The organism is Phreatobacter aquaticus, from assembly GCF_005160265.1.
GTDB lineage: Bacteria > Pseudomonadota > Alphaproteobacteria > Rhizobiales > Phreatobacteraceae > Phreatobacter > Phreatobacter aquaticus.
The window spans coordinates 73,225-89,890 of sequence record NZ_CP039865.1 but is presented as its reverse complement, the minus strand read 5'-3'; the positions used below and the strand labels follow the sequence as shown (position 1 = coordinate 89,890).

The following is a 16,666-nucleotide window of genomic DNA, read 5'->3' as shown; positions in this document are numbered from 1 at the left end:
CGTGGATGGCCGGGACAAGCCCGGCCATGACGTCGATTGCGGTGCTGGCGTGTGGGCAATCGGCCCTTTGCGCCTACTTCTTGGTGAAGCTGGCGCGGATCTCCTCGAAGCTTTCCTTCATCCGGTCCTGGATGATCTTCATGGCGTCCTGGTTGGACTTCTGCACCAGCTCGGCCATGTCCTTGGTGTTCTTGATCGCGGCTTCCATCGCCTTCTTGGCGAATTCGGCCTGGGCCTGCATGGCTTCCTGCGGGCTGCCCGGCATCTTGAAGCCCTGGGCCGCGGCCTGGATGTCCTTCATCGCGGCCTCGATCAGCTCGCGCTGCTTGGATGCGAAGGCGGTCGCGCCCTCGGCTGCCGCCTTGGTCGAGGCGCTGAGCGCCTCCAGGTTCTTGCGGTGGTGCGAGACGATCTTCTCAAGATCGACGCTGGGAATCTTCAGGTCCTGGCCCATCTTGGTGAACATGTCGATGATCGATTGAGGCGTCTGCGTCATTGTCGCTTCTCCGCGCGGACCGGCCGGGGAGCCCACGCGCCCCGCCGTGCCCTGTTCAACCCTATTCAGACGACAGGATTGTTTCAAGCGAGCCGAAAGAGCACCTCGATCACGTGAAGGACGAGGCCGGCGAGGCCACCGATCAGGGTGCCGTTCAGCCGGATGTATTGCAGGTCGCGGCCGATGTTGAGCTCCATCAGGCGGATCATCTGCTGCATGTCCCAGGACTTGACCTGGTCAGCGATGAAGGTGGAGGCGCTGCTCTTCTGCTGCTCGACGAAGGCGGAGAGTGCCACGACGAAGCCCTGGTTGATCTCGCGGCTCATGCGCTCGTCGGTGGCGAGCTTGCGGCCGATATCGGTGAGCAGGCCGGCGAGATGCGCCTCGATGCGGGATTCCGGCGACTGGGCATCCCGTTCCAGGAAGGCCGTGAGGCTCTTCCACATCTCCTGGGCAAGCCCGCGCACCTCCTGGCGGCCCAGCAGGTCGCGCTTCAGCTTCTCGGCGCGCTCGGCATAGTCGGGGCTGTCGCGCAGATTGATGATGAAGGCCTGGACGAACCGGTCGAACTCGCGGCGCAGCGCATGGTCGGGATCGCCGCGCACGTCGTCGAGGAATGAGCCTGTGGAGGCGATGATCTTCTTCAGGAGATAGGCATCGGCCTGGAACAGCTTGAACAGCGAGGGCAGTTCCTGGCGGATCTTGTCGCGGATGCCATCGAGCGCCGCCTGGTCGGTCAGGATGGTCTCGATGGCGCCGAGCAACTGGTCGAGCAGCTTCTGGTGGCGCCCGTCGGCGGTAACCGCCGACAGGAGCTGGGCGGCGATGGGCGCGATCTTCAGACCGCCAACCTGCTCCATCAGGCGCTCGGAGACGAAGTCCTTGAGGCGGGAATTGTCCATGCTCGCCATGGCTTGCGGTACCAGCTTCAGCACGAAGCGGGAGAGCGAGCCGCTCTTGGCGGGGTCCGAGAGCCATTCCGAGATGAGGCTCGCAAAGTCGACTTCGCGCAGCTTGGCGGCCACCGGCTCCGGTGCGAGGAAGTTCGTCTCGACGAACTCGCCGAGGCTGTCGGCAATGCGGCCCTGGTTCTGCTGGATGATCGCGGTGTGCGGGATCGGCAGGCCCATCGGCCGCTTGAACAGTGCGACCACCGCGTACCAGTCGGCAAGGCCGCCGATCGTTGCGGCTTCCGCGAATGCGGCGACATAGCCGAAGGCGGGATAGCGCGCCTCGAGCAGCTTGGAGACCACCATCAGCGATACAGACCCGACCAGCAGGCTGGTCGCCACGACCTTGGCCTTGCGCAGGCCGGCCAACTTGTCGCGGTCTCGGTCGGTCATCGTGCCGCCATCGTGACGTGCGAATGACGGCGGTCGCTGATCCTGATGGGTCATGGGTCCTGTCCGCAGAATGTCTGGCGGCTGACATAAGACCGCCGGGGCCGAACAAAAAGGCCGCAAGCGCTCGCCGTGCGTTATTGTGCGTCGCACAAATCAAATATGTTGCACTGCACAATAATCTGTGCCATAAAGGCCCTGCTCGCCGCGGGCCGCTATTGGACGTGGCGAACCATAGCTCTCAAGAGGATGGAGACGACAATGACCGAGAAGACCGCCAAGACCAAAGCCGCCGAGGCCCCGAAGGCCGAGACCACCGCTTTCGCGCCGGTTGCCCAGATTCTCGAGACGCTGAAGGGCGCTCAGGAGAAGCTGCAGGTTCCGACCGCCGCCCGTGACTTCGTCAAGCGCAATGCCGAGACCGCCAAGGTCCGTGTTGCCGATGCCGAGACCAGCGTTCTGAATGCCACCGCCACCGTCGAGAAGGCCCTGGTTGCCGTCGTCGGCGCCGGCGCCAGCGTGTCGCGCGGCCTCATCGATGCGACCATTGCCAATGTCACCCTGACGCTCGGCGCCGTCCAGTCGATCGCCGATGCGTCCAGCCCGAAGGATGCCGGCGAGCGCTACGTCGCCTATCTCCGCGAACTCGGCCAGACGAACCTGACCCGCGCGCAGGACGCTTTCAACACCGTCCGCCAGGTCGCGACCGACGGTGCGAAGTCGCTTCAGGCCGAGGTCGGCAAGTTCGGCTCGTTCGGCAAGGCCGCCTGATCCACCAGGCCTGACCACCGTTCCCCACAATGCAGAAGGCCCGCCATCATGGCGGGCCTTCTTGTATGGTGGGGCGGCGTGATGGTCGCCGCTGCAGGCTGATCAGGCTGCCGTGAGACGTTGAACCTGATCTGCCGGGAAGCGGCGCGGTTTCGCGCTTGAGGCGGGCACCGACAGCAAGCCGGTTGCCTCTCCGGCATCATAGGTGAAGCTCGCGCCAAACTTGCGGGCGAGCGCCCGCATCGCGGCGTTCTGCGCGCCGGAGGTGATCCTGAGCGTGCGGATGCGCTGGGCACCGGCGGCCACGATGATCGCCTCGAACAGCTCAGACGCGATCCCCCGGCGCCGGAATTCAGGCTCGACAGAGAAGGCGATGTCGGCGGGTGTCGTACGGCTCGGCGGATGGATCTCGGCGCAGCCGCGGATCTGGCCGCTCCCGTCGACATAGGCGAAGAGGCGCGTGCGGCCGGTGAAGCAGCGCGCGGAATAGCGCTCGATGAACGCGTCGTCGGCGATACCGTTGAAGCGGTCGCGGCGCGTTTCGGCATCGAGCCGGATCAGATGATCGCGGTACAGAAGCTGGTCCTCGGGGGACAGCTCGCGGAAGGTGCCGAGCGCATTGGTGGCTCGTGCCATGGTCGGTCTCCTCGTGGACAAGTTTCCCCGAGGGCGTCGATTCCCTAGACACGAGATATTGTGCGTTGCAGCATGAATGTCAACCGCAGTGCAGCATCAACGTTAAGGGCTGATGGCTCAACTGGATGCCCAGACATCGAGGACATAGCGGTTGTCCCGGCCCATGCGCTCGATCCAGGCCTCGCCCTCCTCCAGCGACACCTCCTTCTCGTCGCAATAGAGATCGACGAGAGCACGCTTGACGTCGGGTTCCATCCGGCTGCCATCGCCGCAGACGAAGATCACCGCGCCGGCCTCGATCATCGCCCAGACCCTGGCGCGTTCGGCTCGCACCAGATCCTGTACATAGGTGCGGGTGGCCCCGTCACGGGAGAAGGCGACTTTCAGGTCAGCGATGCCGTCGCGGGCGAAGCCTTCCAGTTCGGAGCGATAGATGAAGTCCTGGTCGGGATGGCGGCAGCCGAAGAACAGCATGGCTGGCCCGAGCGTTTCACCTTGTGCCTTGAGGGCCTGCCGCTCGAGGCAGAAGCCCCGGAACGGGGCCAAGCCCGTGCCGGGACCGATCATGATGATGGGGGTTGCCGGGCTTTCGGGCAGGTGGAAGCCCGCCTTGGTTTCGCGAATAGCGGCCTGGATGGTCCCGCCGACAGTTTGGCCAGCGAGATAGGTCGAGCAGGTGCCCGCAAACTCGCCCTGGCCCGAGCGGGCCGGGCCCCGAACGACGCCAACGGTGATGCTGGCCTTGTCCGGCGATGCGAGCGGTGAGGATGAGATCGAATAGTAGCGTGGTGCCATCAGCGGCATCATCTCGATGAACACCGCGAAGGGCAGCTCACAGGCGGGGTGAGCTTCCAGAAGGTCCAGAACGGATCGGCGTTTCAGCCAGATCTCGCTGCGATAGCCACCAGGTTCGGCTTCGCTCGCCAGCGCCTGGAGTTTCGGCCGCGTCATCGGGCAGCGCGTGTGTTCGGCCAGCGTCTGCACCTGCTTGCGGGTGGCAACCGCCTGAAGCTCCACGTGATGGGCGAGCAAGTCGGCGAGCGCGATCGGCTGGTCGACCGGCAGTGCGGCCCGGCGACCACCCTGGGCCGACAGGCGAATGTGGGCGTCGGCCCTGAAGCCGAAATGCCGGATCACCCGGCCAACCAGTGCCTCGCCGTTCGATGGCACGACGCTCAGATGGTCGCCGGGGCGATAGGTGACGCCGGCCGGCAAACTGACCTCGATATGGCGGGTTGAGCGCTCGGGCGAGGTCTGAAGCTCGCGGTTTGCGGTGATCGCAAGCGTGTGGGTGCCGGCCGCAGCCGCATTGGTGGCCGCCGGCTCGATCGTCTCGACCGCATAGAGCGGCTCGGCCCTGTCGGCACCCGAGAGGTCGATGTCGAGGTTGAGCGCCGTGACGACGGCTGGATAGAGTTTGCCAAGCCAGTCCTGGAACTGACTGTCCATATCCTCGCGCGCATCGCCCTCGGCGCGCTCGATGATGCGGCGGGCGCCAAGTGCTGCTAGCCGCTCGTCGATCTGGCGCGGAACGACCTGATAGGTCGAGGCCCAGTCGCGATTGCCGCAGCCGAACACGGCATAGTTCACACCTGCGAGCAGATCTGAGCCACCGGCCTCGTTCAGCCATTGCACGAAGCGGGCGGCATTGTCGGGTGCGCTGCCGTTGTAGGACGCGCAGGCGATGACAACGGCGCCGTCGCGCGGCAGCCTGCCGGCAAAGTCGTCGAGATCGGCCAGGGTCACGTCGAAACCGTTGCGCTCGCCCGCTTCCGCGATGGCGCGGGCGATTTCCTCCGTGGCGCCGAGGTTGGAGCCGTAGAGGACTGCCAATTTCGTGCCGTGCTTCGGCGTCGTCGACGCTGCAACCGCGCTGGCCGCACCGGGCGCGCCGGCGGCTGCGATCATGGTACCGCGCGTGCGGCCTGGCCGCGGCCGGGCCTTGATCTTGAAGCCGTCAGGCTTGATCGACAGCGTCTCCTTGATCTTCAGCTGGTACTTCGTGTGGTCGAAGAGCTGGAAACGCTGCAGGATCATGCCGAGCACCAGGACGGCCTCCTGCATCGCGAATTGCCGCCCGATGCAGGCCCGCTGGCCGTTGCCGAACGGCTTGTAGGCGTTGACCGGCCGCTCGGCTTCCGCCTCGCGGGAGAAGTGATCGGGATTGAAGGCCTCGGGGTCGGAGCCCCAGACAGAGGGGTCGCGGTGCAGCATCAGCGTCAGCGCGGTGACGAAGGTCTTCGACTTCAGCGGATATTGCCCGCCAATCACCTCGTCCTTGTAGGGATAAAGTCCGAAGGCGGGCGCGGTCGGCCAGAGGCGTAGCGCCTCCTTCAGAACCTGTGAAACGTAGGTGAGCTGATTCACCTGGGCATAGGTCGGCTGGAGGTTGATGTCGTTGCCAAGCACCCGGTCGACCTCTTCGGTCGCCTTGGCCAGCACGTCTGGATGGTTCAGCAGGAAATAGAGCGTGAACGAGAGCAGCCCCGATGTCGTCTCGTGGCCGGCGATCAGGAACGTGTTGATCTGGTAGCGGATGTTCTCATCCGACAGGCTCTCGCCGGTCTGCTTGTCGACGCCGGCCAGCATGTAGTTCAAGAGGTCGTTCTGCTCGGTGCCGTGGCCGCCGCGCCGCCGCTCGCGGATGATGTCGTCGACCAGCTTGTTCATGAAGTCGACATCGTCCTTCATCTGCGCCAGACGGCTGCGCAGCAGGACGCTCTCGAACGGCAGGCCGCGCTGCATCATGCAGGTCTCGAGCGTCCGGGTGAGCGCGTCGATGAAGGGGTGGTAGTCGCGCCGGTAGAACGAGTTGAACCGGTAGTCGAAGCCACAGAGCCCGATCGTATCGAGGGCCAGCGCGGTCATGTCGTGGACGACATCGATCTCGTCGTCGGCGTTCATGCGCTCCCATTTGAGGCAGAGCTGGGAGGCGACATCCAGCATCATGGGCAGGTAATTGACCATGGCACGCTGCGAGAAGGTGGGCAGCAGGATGTTGTGGGCCTTCGACCAGTTGGCCTCCTGGGTGTCGCCGGTGAACAGCCCGTCGCCGCCAATGGCGCGAATGCGGCGCAGCGAGCCGCGCACCGCCTTGTCGAAGCGCTTCTCGTCGCAGAGTTCGTCCACCAGGGCTGCGCCCGAGGCCACCACCAGCGGCGTGCCCATCATGTCGAGCCAGAAGATCGGGCCCTGCTCGCGGGTGAGCTGCATCAGGCTTTGCAGCGGCATGTCGCTGTCCACCGTCAGCATGTTGCCGATCACCGGCTTCTTCGGCGGATGCGGGATAGGCGCGAGCGGATTGCCGGATGCCATCAGACGTTTCCCCAGAATGCTTTTGAGGCATTGAGGGGTCCGCTGGGGAAGGTGTCAACCGACAAGCGCCGCCCGTCGCGACGCCGCGAGGTCGGACGGCGTTAGCGCTGCGTCGCCTGGGCGCGGCGCGGGGTGGACTGGGCGGTCGGCTCGCCCCATCCATCGGCCGGCATGGCCACCCGAACGGCGGCTTCCGGCTCGGGCCGGGCGGTGAAGGTCTGCACCGCAAGACGGGCCGCGACCATGGTCTGCGCGTCCAGGCGGCCCGCCACTTCGTCGCGCTTCTTGGCCGCATCCTGGTCGCCGCCATTGGCGGCAAGTGCGAACCACTTGTAGCTCTCGGCCAGCGACTGATCGACGCCGAGGCCGCGGGCATAGAGGATGCCAAGGTTGAACTGGCTGTCGGTGACGCCGTGATTGGCGGCCCGGCGGAACCAGTTGGCGGCCGTGCGATAATCCGGCCGGTCACCCTGCTGCCCCTGAGCGAAGATCACCGCGAGATTGTGCATGGCCTTGCCATTGCCGGCTTCCGCCGCGCGCTCATAGAGCGTGCGGGCGCGGTTGAGGTCGCGGACGACGCCGGTGCCCTTCTCGTAAAGGCTGCCGAGGCGATATTGAGCGGGAGCGATGCCGGCATCGGCGGCGCGCTGGTACCAGCGCGCGGCTTCCGTGGCGCTGACGGGAACGCCGCGCCCTTCGAGATAGCGGGTCGCGAGGTCATAGGCTGCGACCGGATTGCCAGAGTCGGCCGCTGCGCGAAGGGCAGGAGGGATCGTCTGCGGCCGTTCGGCGGGGCGGCCTGCGGCGGATTGCCAGCCTGTCGGCGAGACGGTCGTGCCCGGAGGCACGGCGGCGATCGGACGGGCTGCGCCCGGGAGCGAGCCGGTGGTCAGCGGCGCCTGGTCATCGGTCTGCGACGAGCCCGGTGCCGGCGGCTGCGGAGGTGCATCCGGGGTGGCGCTGGAAGGCGCGGAGGATGGTGCGGCGCTGGGGGCCGGAACTTCGGGTGCAGGCGGGGCGGCCGGGGGCTCGCTCACCTCGGGGGGCGCGCTCGGGACGCGCATCTCCGGGTTGGCCGGATTGGCATTGTTGCGCAGGGTGGACAGCGTCGACGCGCCAGCGGCAACCACCAGCAAGGCCGCGCCGATCCCCATCACGATGGTCTTGCGGTTGGCGGCAAGCTTCTCGCCAAGTGACGGGCCTGCCTCGGCTTCGTCCGCGACATGGCTGATGATCGCCGGTCCGGCAACGATGGCCGGTGCCGCCTCGCGGGCCTTTCTGGCCTTCGGCGGAGCGGGTTCGATCTCGACGGTCGGCTCAACAGCCTGAGCCTTGCCGGCGCCACGCAGGCGGGAGAACAGCGAAGCTTTTGGAGACTGGTCGGCGCCGTCCTTGCCGGCCGGACGTGTCGACTGGCTGGCCTCGGCCGCCGCCTGGGCAGCCCGGCGGGCGGCTGCGATGAAATCGCCCTTGCTCGTCGCCTGGCCGGCACCCGGCGCCGGCGGACGAAGACGCGGAGCGCCCGAGCCCGGTTCCAGTGGCTGATCGACCTGCCCGGTGGGGCGTGGCGGTGCGGCTGCCGCAGGAACGCGCTGAGGGGCCGAAGCCTCCGCCGCGGACTTCTGAGCAGGCGCTGGGGCCTGGACGCGGTCCTCGGCGCGCGGTGCGATGCGCACGGTTCTGGCGACGACGGGCTCGGCCTCGACCATGGAAACAGGCGCTGCCATCGAAGCCTGTGCGGCTACAGGCGCCGTTTCGATCTCTGCAATGCGCTTGGCGACGCGCTCCAGCGTTTCCTGAACGGCATCGACGGCGCCCTGGGCCCTTTGCTCAGTGGCAGCCTGGCCGTGACGCAGATCCTCGATCTCGCGCTTCAGTGCATCGACATCGGGCGAGCCGCGACCAGCCACGGCGCCACGCGCGGCGCGCTCAGCCGCCTCGATGGCGCTGGCGCGCATCTCTTCCATCTGCACGAACAGGTCGGACAGCCCCCGCTCGATCGTGCCGAGCTGGGTGAAGCGCTGGTCGGTGGCATCGATCTTGGCGGCCAGCGACACGATGTGGCGTTCGATCTCGGCCAGTGCCTTGGGATCGCTGGCGCTGCTCGACGAGCCGTCCAGCTTGTCGGCAAGACGGCGGAGCGCGTCTTCCAGTTCCGGATTGCTGGCAACGGTGGCGGGGGGAGCTGCCTGGCGGGCAGCATTCTCGATGCGCGCCGTGATCTGTTCGATCCGGGCCTCGAGGGCTGCCGCCAATTGTTCGCCCTGCGGGGCCGGCCGGTCAGCGGCCAGCGCATCCATGCGCTCGCCAAGCATGGCGACCTGATCGGCAAGCGCCTCCACCGACTTGCGGCTTGCCGTCTCGGACAGCATGCCGCGAATGGCGCGGGTCTCTGCGATCAACTCGCCGGCATCGGCTGCATCGAGGCCGTAGCGGCCGGCGGAGTCGAGCTTGCGCGACAGCGCGCGGACTTCCTCGGCAATGCCCTCAGCCGGCGTCAGTCCGGCGACGGTGCGCTCGAATTCGGCGACCAGCCATTCCAGACCTTCGGCCGGGATCCCTTGAGCGCGCACATCGGCCAACCGCTCGCCCAGCGAATGGATCTCGAATTCCAGCGTCTCGACCGACTGACGGGGTGCAAGGCTGCCGATGCGCTGGTTGATCTCGGCAAGGTCGGCGCGCACTTCGGCGATCGCCCGGCCGGCCGAGACGTGCTCGCGCTGGCCAAGCTCTGCGCGCATGGCTTCGATGCGTGTGGCGAGGGTGCGGATTTCCCGCTCCAGTCCGTCGCCGGAGGGGCGGGCGATGGCGTCGATCTGCTGCGACAGCCGTCCGATCTCGGCTGCAATATTCGCGCTGTCGCGAACCGTTTCGCGAGGAAGTTGTGAATTGAGGATCGCGTCCATCCGCCGGCTGAGCGAGTCGAGGCGCTCCTCCAGGGGACCGAAGTCGGCCTGACGGACCGGCGCGGACATCGCAGCTGCAGGAGCCTCGGCGCGGGGCAGGTCAAGGGCGCGCTGACGCGCGGCGATTTCGGCGACAGCGGATTCGATGTCCCGGTTGAAGCCTTTGCGGCGCGGGGCGACAGGCGCATCGTGCGGGGACAACGGCCCATCATTGATGCCGCGGATGGACCGGGCGATCTCCTCAAGCTGAGCCTGGGTCGATGAACGGCCTGGATCCGCGACGATCGAGGGGGCCAGTGGCGGCGACGAAAGGCGCGTCTGCAGGGGAGAGCGCGTATCGGTGGGGCTGCTCGCGGACATGCGTTCGATGGCCTCGATCGCAGCAGCCGAGCGCCTTTCCGACAGTTCGGCCAATCGCGCGACGGCGTCGAGGGCACGGACAATCTCGCTGGTGTCGCCGCCGGCATGACCGCGAGGGATCGCCGTCTCCGAGCCACGCCGGGTCACGGCATCCAGCTTTTGGGTGAGGCCGTCGAGGCGGCGAGCCACAGCCGACAGGTCTGCGGGTGCGTCCACACTATCGGCACGATCGACGATCATGGTGTTCAGCCATTCGCCAAGCGACATTCCGGAGCGGCGGGCAGCCTCCTTGGCTGCCTCCCGGGCGTCGTGATCAACGCCTTTCACACTCCAGGGAACGGTATGTCGCATCACGGTCCATCCGCTTGGCGGTTGTCAGGACGAGATCTCAACGACGAATTCGCGAAGACCTGGCGCCCGGCTCGACCCACCCAAGGCGAATCCAAGCCTTGCCGATCGTCCAGCCAGCAATCTTGGCCGTCATGGTAAAGGGACGGTTAACGCCTTTGATTTTTGTTAACTGCAGTGCGGTGAAATGCGTTGCCAGAATCCCTGCGGCCGGGGCATCATCCTTGCACTCGTGCACGTTTCGGGCGTTCTTAACGGCATGTAACGTACCCTAAGGGCAGGTAGGACTGCCATTTTAAGGCGGAATGGTCTATATGAGGCGCTTGATCAGGTGCCGGGGTTCGCACAGCGAGCGAGGCTGGAGCAAGGTATGGAACGGAAGACGTTGATGACGCGGAACAACGACAACGAGGTCTATTGGATCGAGGACGACGTCGAAGCCGCCAAGACCGGCCCGACTGTCTACACGATTGGGGATCTGGCGCGCGAGTTCGACGTGACGCTCCGCGCGCTGCGGTTCTACGAGGACAAGGGTCTGCTGTCGCCGCGCCGCGAGGGCCTCGCCCGGCTTTACAGCGCGGCTGACCGGGTTCGCCTGCAGCTGATTCTCAAGGGCAAGCGCCTGGGCTTCACGCTCGCCGAGATCGCCGAGATGGTGGAGGCTCACGAGCGTCAGGACGCCGGCGCCGACCAGCAGCTCAAGCTCTCGCGCGAGAAATGCATCGAGCAGATCGCCCATCTCGAACAGCAGCGGCGCGAGATCGAGGACGCGATCCTCGAGCTCAAGCGGACGCACGAGACCCTCTCGGCGATGATCGATCGCTCGGTCTGATCCTCCGGACAGGCTGATAGCAATAGCGCGCCGCGCCCTTACAGGGTGCGGCGCTTTCCGTTTCGGGCAGCCTCGGCCTGACCGTCATGCGAACCCTTGCGGCGCACGCCGGTTCCTGCGATTGCCGGGGTCCTGCTTTCCCGCCCTTTCGAGGCTGCCATGTCCGTCGCGTTGTCGCTCCCCAAAGACCGCATCAAGATTCTCCTGCTGGAAGGCATTTCCGACACGGCAGTGAGCATCCTGGAGCATGCCGGATACACGTCGATCGAGCGGGTGCCGAAGGCGCTGGACGGAGCCTCGCTCGCCAAGGCTGTGCGGGGTGTCCACCTGCTTGGGATACGCTCGCGGTCGCAGATCACGCCCGAGATTCTGGCAGCCAGCGACCGGTTGATCGCCATCGGCTGTTTCTCGGTCGGCACCAATCAGGTGGATCTGGTGGCGGCAAACCGCGCGGGAATCCCGGTTTTCAACGCGCCCTTCTCCAACACGCGCAGTGTGGCCGAGCTCACGATCGCCGAGATCGTCATGCTGTTCCGCCGCATCTTCCCGAAATCCGTCAAGGCGCATGACGGCGCCTGGGACAAGTCGGCCGTTGCCTCATTCGAACTGCGCGGCAAGACGCTGGGCATTGTCGGCTATGGCAATATCGGATCCCAACTCGCCGTCCTCGCGGAAGCGATGGGCATGCGGGTGATCTATTTCGACCACACCGACAAGCTGCGCCATGGCAATGTCGAACCGGCCGCCGACCTGACGGACCTGCTCGCGCGCTCCGATGTCGTCTCGCTGCATCTGCCGGAGACCCCGGGCACGCAGGGCATGATTGGCCGCGCCCAGATCGCCGCCATGAAGAAGGGCGCCTATCTCATCAACAATGCGCGCGGCACCATCCTTGACCTCGACGCGCTCGCCGACGCCCTGAAGGCCGGCCATCTCGGCGGCGCCGCCGTCGACGTCTTCCCGGTCGAGCCGTCGTCCAATGCCGACCGCTTCGTGACCCCGCTGCAGGGCCTCGACAACGTCATCCTCACTCCGCATGTCGGCGGCTCGACCGAGGAGGCGCAGGAGCGCATCGGTGCCGAGGTCGCGCGTAAGTTCATCGATTATTCGGACGTAGGTTCGACGACCGGCGCGGTCAACTTCCCGCAGGTGCAGCTGCCGGTCAGGCCCGCGGGCACGCGCTTCATCCAGGTGCAGCGCAATCTGCCGGGCGAACTCCGGCGCCTGAACGACGTGTTCGCCGCCCGCAGCATCAACATCGCCGCGCAATATTATCAGACCGATGGCGATGTCGGTTATGTCGTCCTCGACGCCGACGGATCGGTGGAGGACGCCGAAGGACTGCTCGATCACATCCGGGATCTGCCCGGAACGATTCGCGCCCGTTTGCTCTATCGTGGAGGCTGAGAGGTATCAGGGTGGGTCTTCGGACTGGCCTCGAACTTGCCTGATCGTATGCAATTCCGCAAACTATCGTCGATTGTGCTGGAAAAATGTGCATGACGATTGGAGCGGAGACCTGATCAGGAGCTGCCATGACCCTGCCGGATGTTTCACCTGACGATGCCGAACGGCTGATCGATGCTCTGGCGCCGGTCATGGGTCTGACGATCCTTCCCGAACAGCGCCCTGCCGTCGTGTTCAACCTGCAGGTCGCGATCCGCCTGGCGCGGCTCTGCGAGGGCGAAGGGCTCGCCGATCATCTCGAAGCTGCTCCCGTGTTCGAGGCGTGACCATGGCCGATCAGCTTGCCGGCCTCTCCGCCACCGATATCGCCGAGGGCGTCCGCTCCGGACGCTTCACGGCACGGGCTGTCACCGAGGCGCATCTCGCCAGGATCGCCAGCCACGATCTGATGCTGGGCGCCTTTACGTCGGTCACCCGGGCGCGCGCCCTGAAACAGGCCGATGCCATCGATGCCAGACGTGCGGCTGGCGAGGCGCTCGGCCCGCTTGCCGGTGTGCCCTATGCGGTGAAGAACCTGTTCGACGTTGCCGGGGTCGCCACGCTCGCCGGCTCGAAGATCAATGCCGACGATCCGCCCGCCGCGCGGGATGCAACTCTGGTGGAGCGACTGACGAGCGCCGACGCGGTGCTGCTCGGGGCGCTCAACATGGGCGAATATGCCTATGATTTCACAGGTGAAAACGCCCATTTTGGTCCCTCCCGCAACCCGCATGATTCCTCGCGCATGTCTGGGGGGTCGTCAGGCGGGTCAGGGACTGCGACCGCCGCGGGCTTTGCCGCGGTCACGCTTGGCTCCGATACCAATGGTTCGATCCGGGTGCCGTCCTCGCTCTGCGGCCTGTTCGGTCTGAAGCCGACCTTCGGCCGGCTGTCGCGGGCGCGCAGCTTTCCGTTTGTGACGAGTTTCGACCATCTGGGCCCGCTCGCCCGCTCCACCGCCGATTGCGCGGCCTTCTATGACGCGATGTCGGGCTACGACGCCGACGATCCCGCCTGTCAGGACCGCCCCGCCGAGCCGCTGTCACCCCAGGTCTCTGCTGGGATCGGTGGGCTGAAGGTCGCCAAGGCGGTCGGCTATTTCCGGCAGGGGGCGAGCCCCGAGGCGCTGGCGGCGGTCGATCTGGTCGCCAAGGCGCTGGCGGCAAGCGAGATCGACATTCCCGATGCCGCCCGCGCCCGGGCCGCAGCCTATGTGATCACCAATTCGGAAGGTGCCACGCTGCACCTGCAGCGCTTGCGCGAGCGTCCGCAGGATTTCGACCCCGATACCCGCGACCGGTTCTTCGCCGGGGCCCTTCTGCCGGCAGCCTATGTCAACATGGCGCAGCGGTTCAGGCAGAGCTTTCGTGGAACAATGCGGAGCCTGTTCTCCGGCGTGGACGTGATCCTGGCACCTGCCACGCCGACGGTCGCGCCGCTGATCGGTCAGAAGACGTTCGAGCTCGATGGCGTCACCTTGCCGGTGCGCGCCAATCTCGGCATCTATACCCAGCCCTTCTCCTTCGTTGGCCTCCCGGTCATGACGGTGCCGGTCTGGCTCGAAGGGTCCGCCCTGCCGATCGGCGTGCAGGTTGTCACAGCCGCCTGGCGCGAGGACATCGCGGTGCGTGTCGCCGGTCATCTCGAAGCCCAGGGCCTCGTCCGATCCAAAGTCGCCCATCTCGGAGCCTGATCCCCATGATCATCAACGACCCCGCCGTGCTGGCCGAGGTGACCGCCGCCTTCCAGCGCTACGAGACGGCGCTGACCTCCAACGATGTCGAGACGCTCGATGCGCTGTTCTGGGTGAGCCCGCAGACGATCCGCTACGGCATTACCGAGAACCTCTACGGCCATGACGAGATCGCCGCCTTCCGCGCCGGGCGCTCGCCGGTCGGATTGATGCGCACGATCGACCGCACGGTGATCACGACCTATGGGCAGGACATGGCGACGGCGTCGACGCTGTTCTTCCGCCAGTCGGCGCCGGGCAAGGTCGGTCGTCAGATGCAGACCTGGATGCGAACGCCCGAGGGCTGGCGGGTGGTGGCCGCCCACGTCAGCTTCCTGGTCCAGCCCACGGGCTGAGTGCCTTAGGGCGCTTCCCCCTCGGCCATCAGGCGGTCGATGCTCTCGATGACCGGCAGGAGATCGGCAACCGTGTCGATGACGACATGGGCGCCGGCTGCTTCCAGCTTGTCGCGGGCAGGGGCCACGATCCGCTCGCGCTCTGGCTTCGACAGGGCCTGCCATTCGGCCAGCGACAGGCCTGTCTCGTTGCCGGAGGCGGCAATGCCGACTGTCCAGGTGCCGGCAGCCAAGCCCTCCTCGATGCCGGGAACCGTATCGTCCACCTTGACCACGGAGGCCGGCGGATAGACGCCGAGATCAGCGAAGCAGCGGTACATCATGAGCGGGCTCGGCCGGCCTTCGGCGAGGTCGCCGGCGCAGACGAGATTGTCGGGCGCATAGCCTTGCGCCGCCGCCAGCGGCAGGATCGGCGCCATAATCTCGCGGGTATAGCCGGTGGTCGAGCCGATCTTCAGCCCGCGCGCCCTGAGCTTGGCCACGATGTCGGCGGCGCCGGGGATCAGTTCGGCGAAATCGGCCGCGACCTTCACATTCAGCGGAATGAAGACGTCATAGAGCCGGTCGATATCGGCTTCGGTCGGCAGATGGCCATGGGTCTCGCGCCAGGCTGCCGCGATGCGCGGTTCGGCCATCAGGGTGGCGATATGGTCGCGTTTGGCCCGGCCCATAGGGCCGCGCGCTTCGGCGATCGATATCGCGACTCCGAACTGCCGGAACGCCTCGACGAAGACGCCCATCGGCGCCCTTGAGCCGAAATCGATGATGGTTCCGGCCCAGTCGAAGACCACGGCTTTCAGCTGCATGGGCTATGTCCATTGCGATGCGTTGCGCCAAGCCTAGCCCGTCACCCCGTCGCTTCCAATCTCGCCACCGGCTGTCGGCCATGTCTGCGACGCGCTCATGACGGCTAAGCGGGAAGGCTCCATCGGCCGTTCGGGGCGTTTACAGCTGTCTGGCGCGTGGTAGCGTCAGCGCCAAGCAGGCTGGTCAGGCAAACCGACCGCCAATCAACGACCAAGCCTTCAAGGGAAAACGCCATGTCCGCCCTCGCCCAGAGCCAGTCCGCGACCACCTCGTCCTGGCGTCTCAATGTGTCCTGCGAGGCGCTGGTGCCGACGGAAGAAGCGCGTCCGGTGCCGCAGGGCCGGGAAGTGCTGATGAAGGTGACCCATTGCGGCGTCTGCCATTCCGACCTGCATATCCGCGAGGGCAAGTACAATATCGGCGGTGGCAAGAGCCTCGATCTGGTTCAGCGCGGCCTCAAGCTGCCGCTCACCCTCGGCCATGAGATCCTCGGTACGGTTGAGGCGGTTGGCCCCGATGTCACGACGGTCAAGGCCGGGCAGCGGCGGCTGGTCCACACATGGGTCGGCTGCGGCGAATGCGAACTCTGCGCCTCCGGCGATGAGAACCTCTGCGCCAAACCGCGCTTTCACGGCGTTCAGGCGCGCGGCGGCTTTGCCGACCATGTGCTGGTGCCCGACGAGAAATTCCTGGTCGATGTCGACGGCCTCGATCCGGCGGTGGCCGCGACCTATGCCTGTTCGGGCGTCACCATCTATTCGGCCATCCAGAAGATCCTGCCGCACCGTGACGGCGAGAAGGTTGCCGTATTCGGCTGCGGCGGTCTCGGCCAGACGGCGCTCCAGCTCCTGAAGGCGCTGGGCGTCGGACCGGTGATCGCGGTCGATCCCTCGCCGGAGAAGCGCAAGCAGGCGGAGGCCATCGGCGTTGCCGCGACGCTGGATCCGAATGCGCCGGATGCCGCCAAGCAGCTTGCCGCCTTCGCTGACGGCAAGCTCGCGGCTTCGCTCGATTTCGTCGGCAGCGAGGACACCTCCGCGCTGGCGATCAATGCCGTGCGCAAGGGCGGCGTGGTGATCCTGGTCGGGCTTTACGGCGGCGAGTTGCGCTATGCGCTGCCATTCTTCCCGATGCGTGCGCTGACCGTGCGCGGCTCCTATGTCGGTTCGCTCAAGGAGCTGAAGGAGTTCATCGCGCTTGCCCGCAAGGTGAACCTGCCGTCGATCCCGATCGAGAAGCGGCCGATGAACCAGGTCAATCAGGCGCTTGACGATCTCGCCGCCGGCAAGGTCGCCGGCCGCATCGTGTTGGAAGCCTGACG

General features: G+C 66.3%; 13 protein-coding genes. 7 read left to right on the top strand and 6 right to left on the bottom strand.

Going from position 1 to position 16,666, the window contains the following annotated elements; all coding sequences use genetic code 11:
• Positions 1-73 precede the first annotated feature (73 nt).
• Both E8L99_RS00415 and E8L99_RS00410 read right to left on the bottom strand, forming a co-directional pair.
• Positions 74-496, bottom strand: coding sequence for a phasin family protein (locus E8L99_RS00415; protein ID WP_137097703.1), 423 nt, complete (start codon positions 494-496; stop codon positions 74-76).
• Between the two features lie 83 nt (positions 497-579).
• Positions 580-1,839, bottom strand: a complete 1,260-nt coding sequence (locus tag E8L99_RS00410; RefSeq protein WP_137101873.1) for a DUF445 domain-containing protein — start codon at positions 1,837-1,839, stop codon at positions 580-582.
• 258 nt (positions 1,840-2,097) lie between these two features.
• Here E8L99_RS00410 and E8L99_RS00405 point away from each other — a divergent pair, with 258 nt between their 5' ends.
• Positions 2,098-2,607: a hypothetical protein gene (locus E8L99_RS00405; RefSeq protein ID WP_137097702.1), complete on the top strand. Its 510-nt coding sequence runs from the start codon at positions 2,098-2,100 to the stop codon at positions 2,605-2,607.
• A gap of 102 nt (positions 2,608-2,709) precedes the next feature.
• Here E8L99_RS00405 and E8L99_RS00400 read toward each other — a convergent pair whose 3' ends face one another.
• From E8L99_RS00400 to E8L99_RS00390, 3 genes are all read right to left on the bottom strand, one after another.
• On the bottom strand, positions 2,710-3,243 hold the full coding sequence (locus tag E8L99_RS00400) for a GNAT family N-acetyltransferase (RefSeq protein WP_137097701.1): 534 nt from the start codon (positions 3,241-3,243) through the stop codon (positions 2,710-2,712).
• A 117-nt stretch (positions 3,244-3,360) separates the two neighbouring features.
• A complete protein-coding gene (locus E8L99_RS00395) occupies positions 3,361-6,558 on the bottom strand; it encodes a bifunctional cytochrome P450/NADPH--P450 reductase (RefSeq protein ID WP_137097700.1) in 3,198 nt (1,065 codons plus the stop codon).
• A 101-nt stretch (positions 6,559-6,659) separates the two neighbouring features.
• Positions 6,660-10,175, bottom strand: coding sequence for a tetratricopeptide repeat protein (locus tag E8L99_RS00390; RefSeq protein WP_137097699.1), 3,516 nt, complete (start codon positions 10,173-10,175; stop codon positions 6,660-6,662).
• 385 nt (positions 10,176-10,560) lie between these two features.
• Between E8L99_RS00390 and E8L99_RS00385 the strand changes: the two genes are divergently transcribed.
• The 5 genes from E8L99_RS00385 (at position 10,561) to hpxZ (ending at position 14,538) form a co-directional block, all read left to right on the top strand.
• Positions 10,561-11,004 (top strand): MerR family transcriptional regulator, encoded by a 444-nt coding sequence (locus E8L99_RS00385; protein WP_137097698.1) that lies wholly within the window; start codon positions 10,561-10,563, stop codon positions 11,002-11,004.
• A 159-nt stretch (positions 11,005-11,163) separates the two neighbouring features.
• Positions 11,164-12,411: a phosphoglycerate dehydrogenase gene (gene serA / locus E8L99_RS00380; protein ID WP_137097697.1), complete on the top strand. Its 1,248-nt coding sequence runs from the start codon at positions 11,164-11,166 to the stop codon at positions 12,409-12,411.
• Between the two features lie 128 nt (positions 12,412-12,539).
• Positions 12,540-12,737 (top strand): DUF4089 domain-containing protein, encoded by a 198-nt coding sequence (locus E8L99_RS00375; RefSeq protein ID WP_137097696.1) that lies wholly within the window; start codon positions 12,540-12,542, stop codon positions 12,735-12,737.
• Between the two features lie 2 nt (positions 12,738-12,739).
• Entirely contained in the window at positions 12,740-14,143 is a 1,404-nt protein-coding gene (locus tag E8L99_RS00370) for an AtzE family amidohydrolase (RefSeq protein ID WP_137097695.1), read from the top strand.
• Between the two features lie 5 nt (positions 14,144-14,148).
• Positions 14,149-14,538: an oxalurate catabolism protein HpxZ gene (gene hpxZ, locus E8L99_RS00365; protein ID WP_137097694.1), complete on the top strand. Its 390-nt coding sequence runs from the start codon at positions 14,149-14,151 to the stop codon at positions 14,536-14,538.
• 5 nt (positions 14,539-14,543) lie between these two features.
• On the opposite strand, the gene phnX is transcribed toward hpxZ, so the two are convergent.
• Positions 14,544-15,344, bottom strand: a complete 801-nt coding sequence (phnX, locus tag E8L99_RS00360; RefSeq protein ID WP_137097693.1) for a phosphonoacetaldehyde hydrolase — start codon at positions 15,342-15,344, stop codon at positions 14,544-14,546.
• A gap of 234 nt (positions 15,345-15,578) precedes the next feature.
• Here phnX and E8L99_RS00355 point away from each other — a divergent pair, with 234 nt between their 5' ends.
• Positions 15,579-16,664 (top strand): alcohol dehydrogenase, encoded by a 1,086-nt coding sequence (locus E8L99_RS00355; protein ID WP_137097692.1) that lies wholly within the window; start codon positions 15,579-15,581, stop codon positions 16,662-16,664.
• The last annotated feature ends 2 nt before the right edge of the window (positions 16,665-16,666 follow it).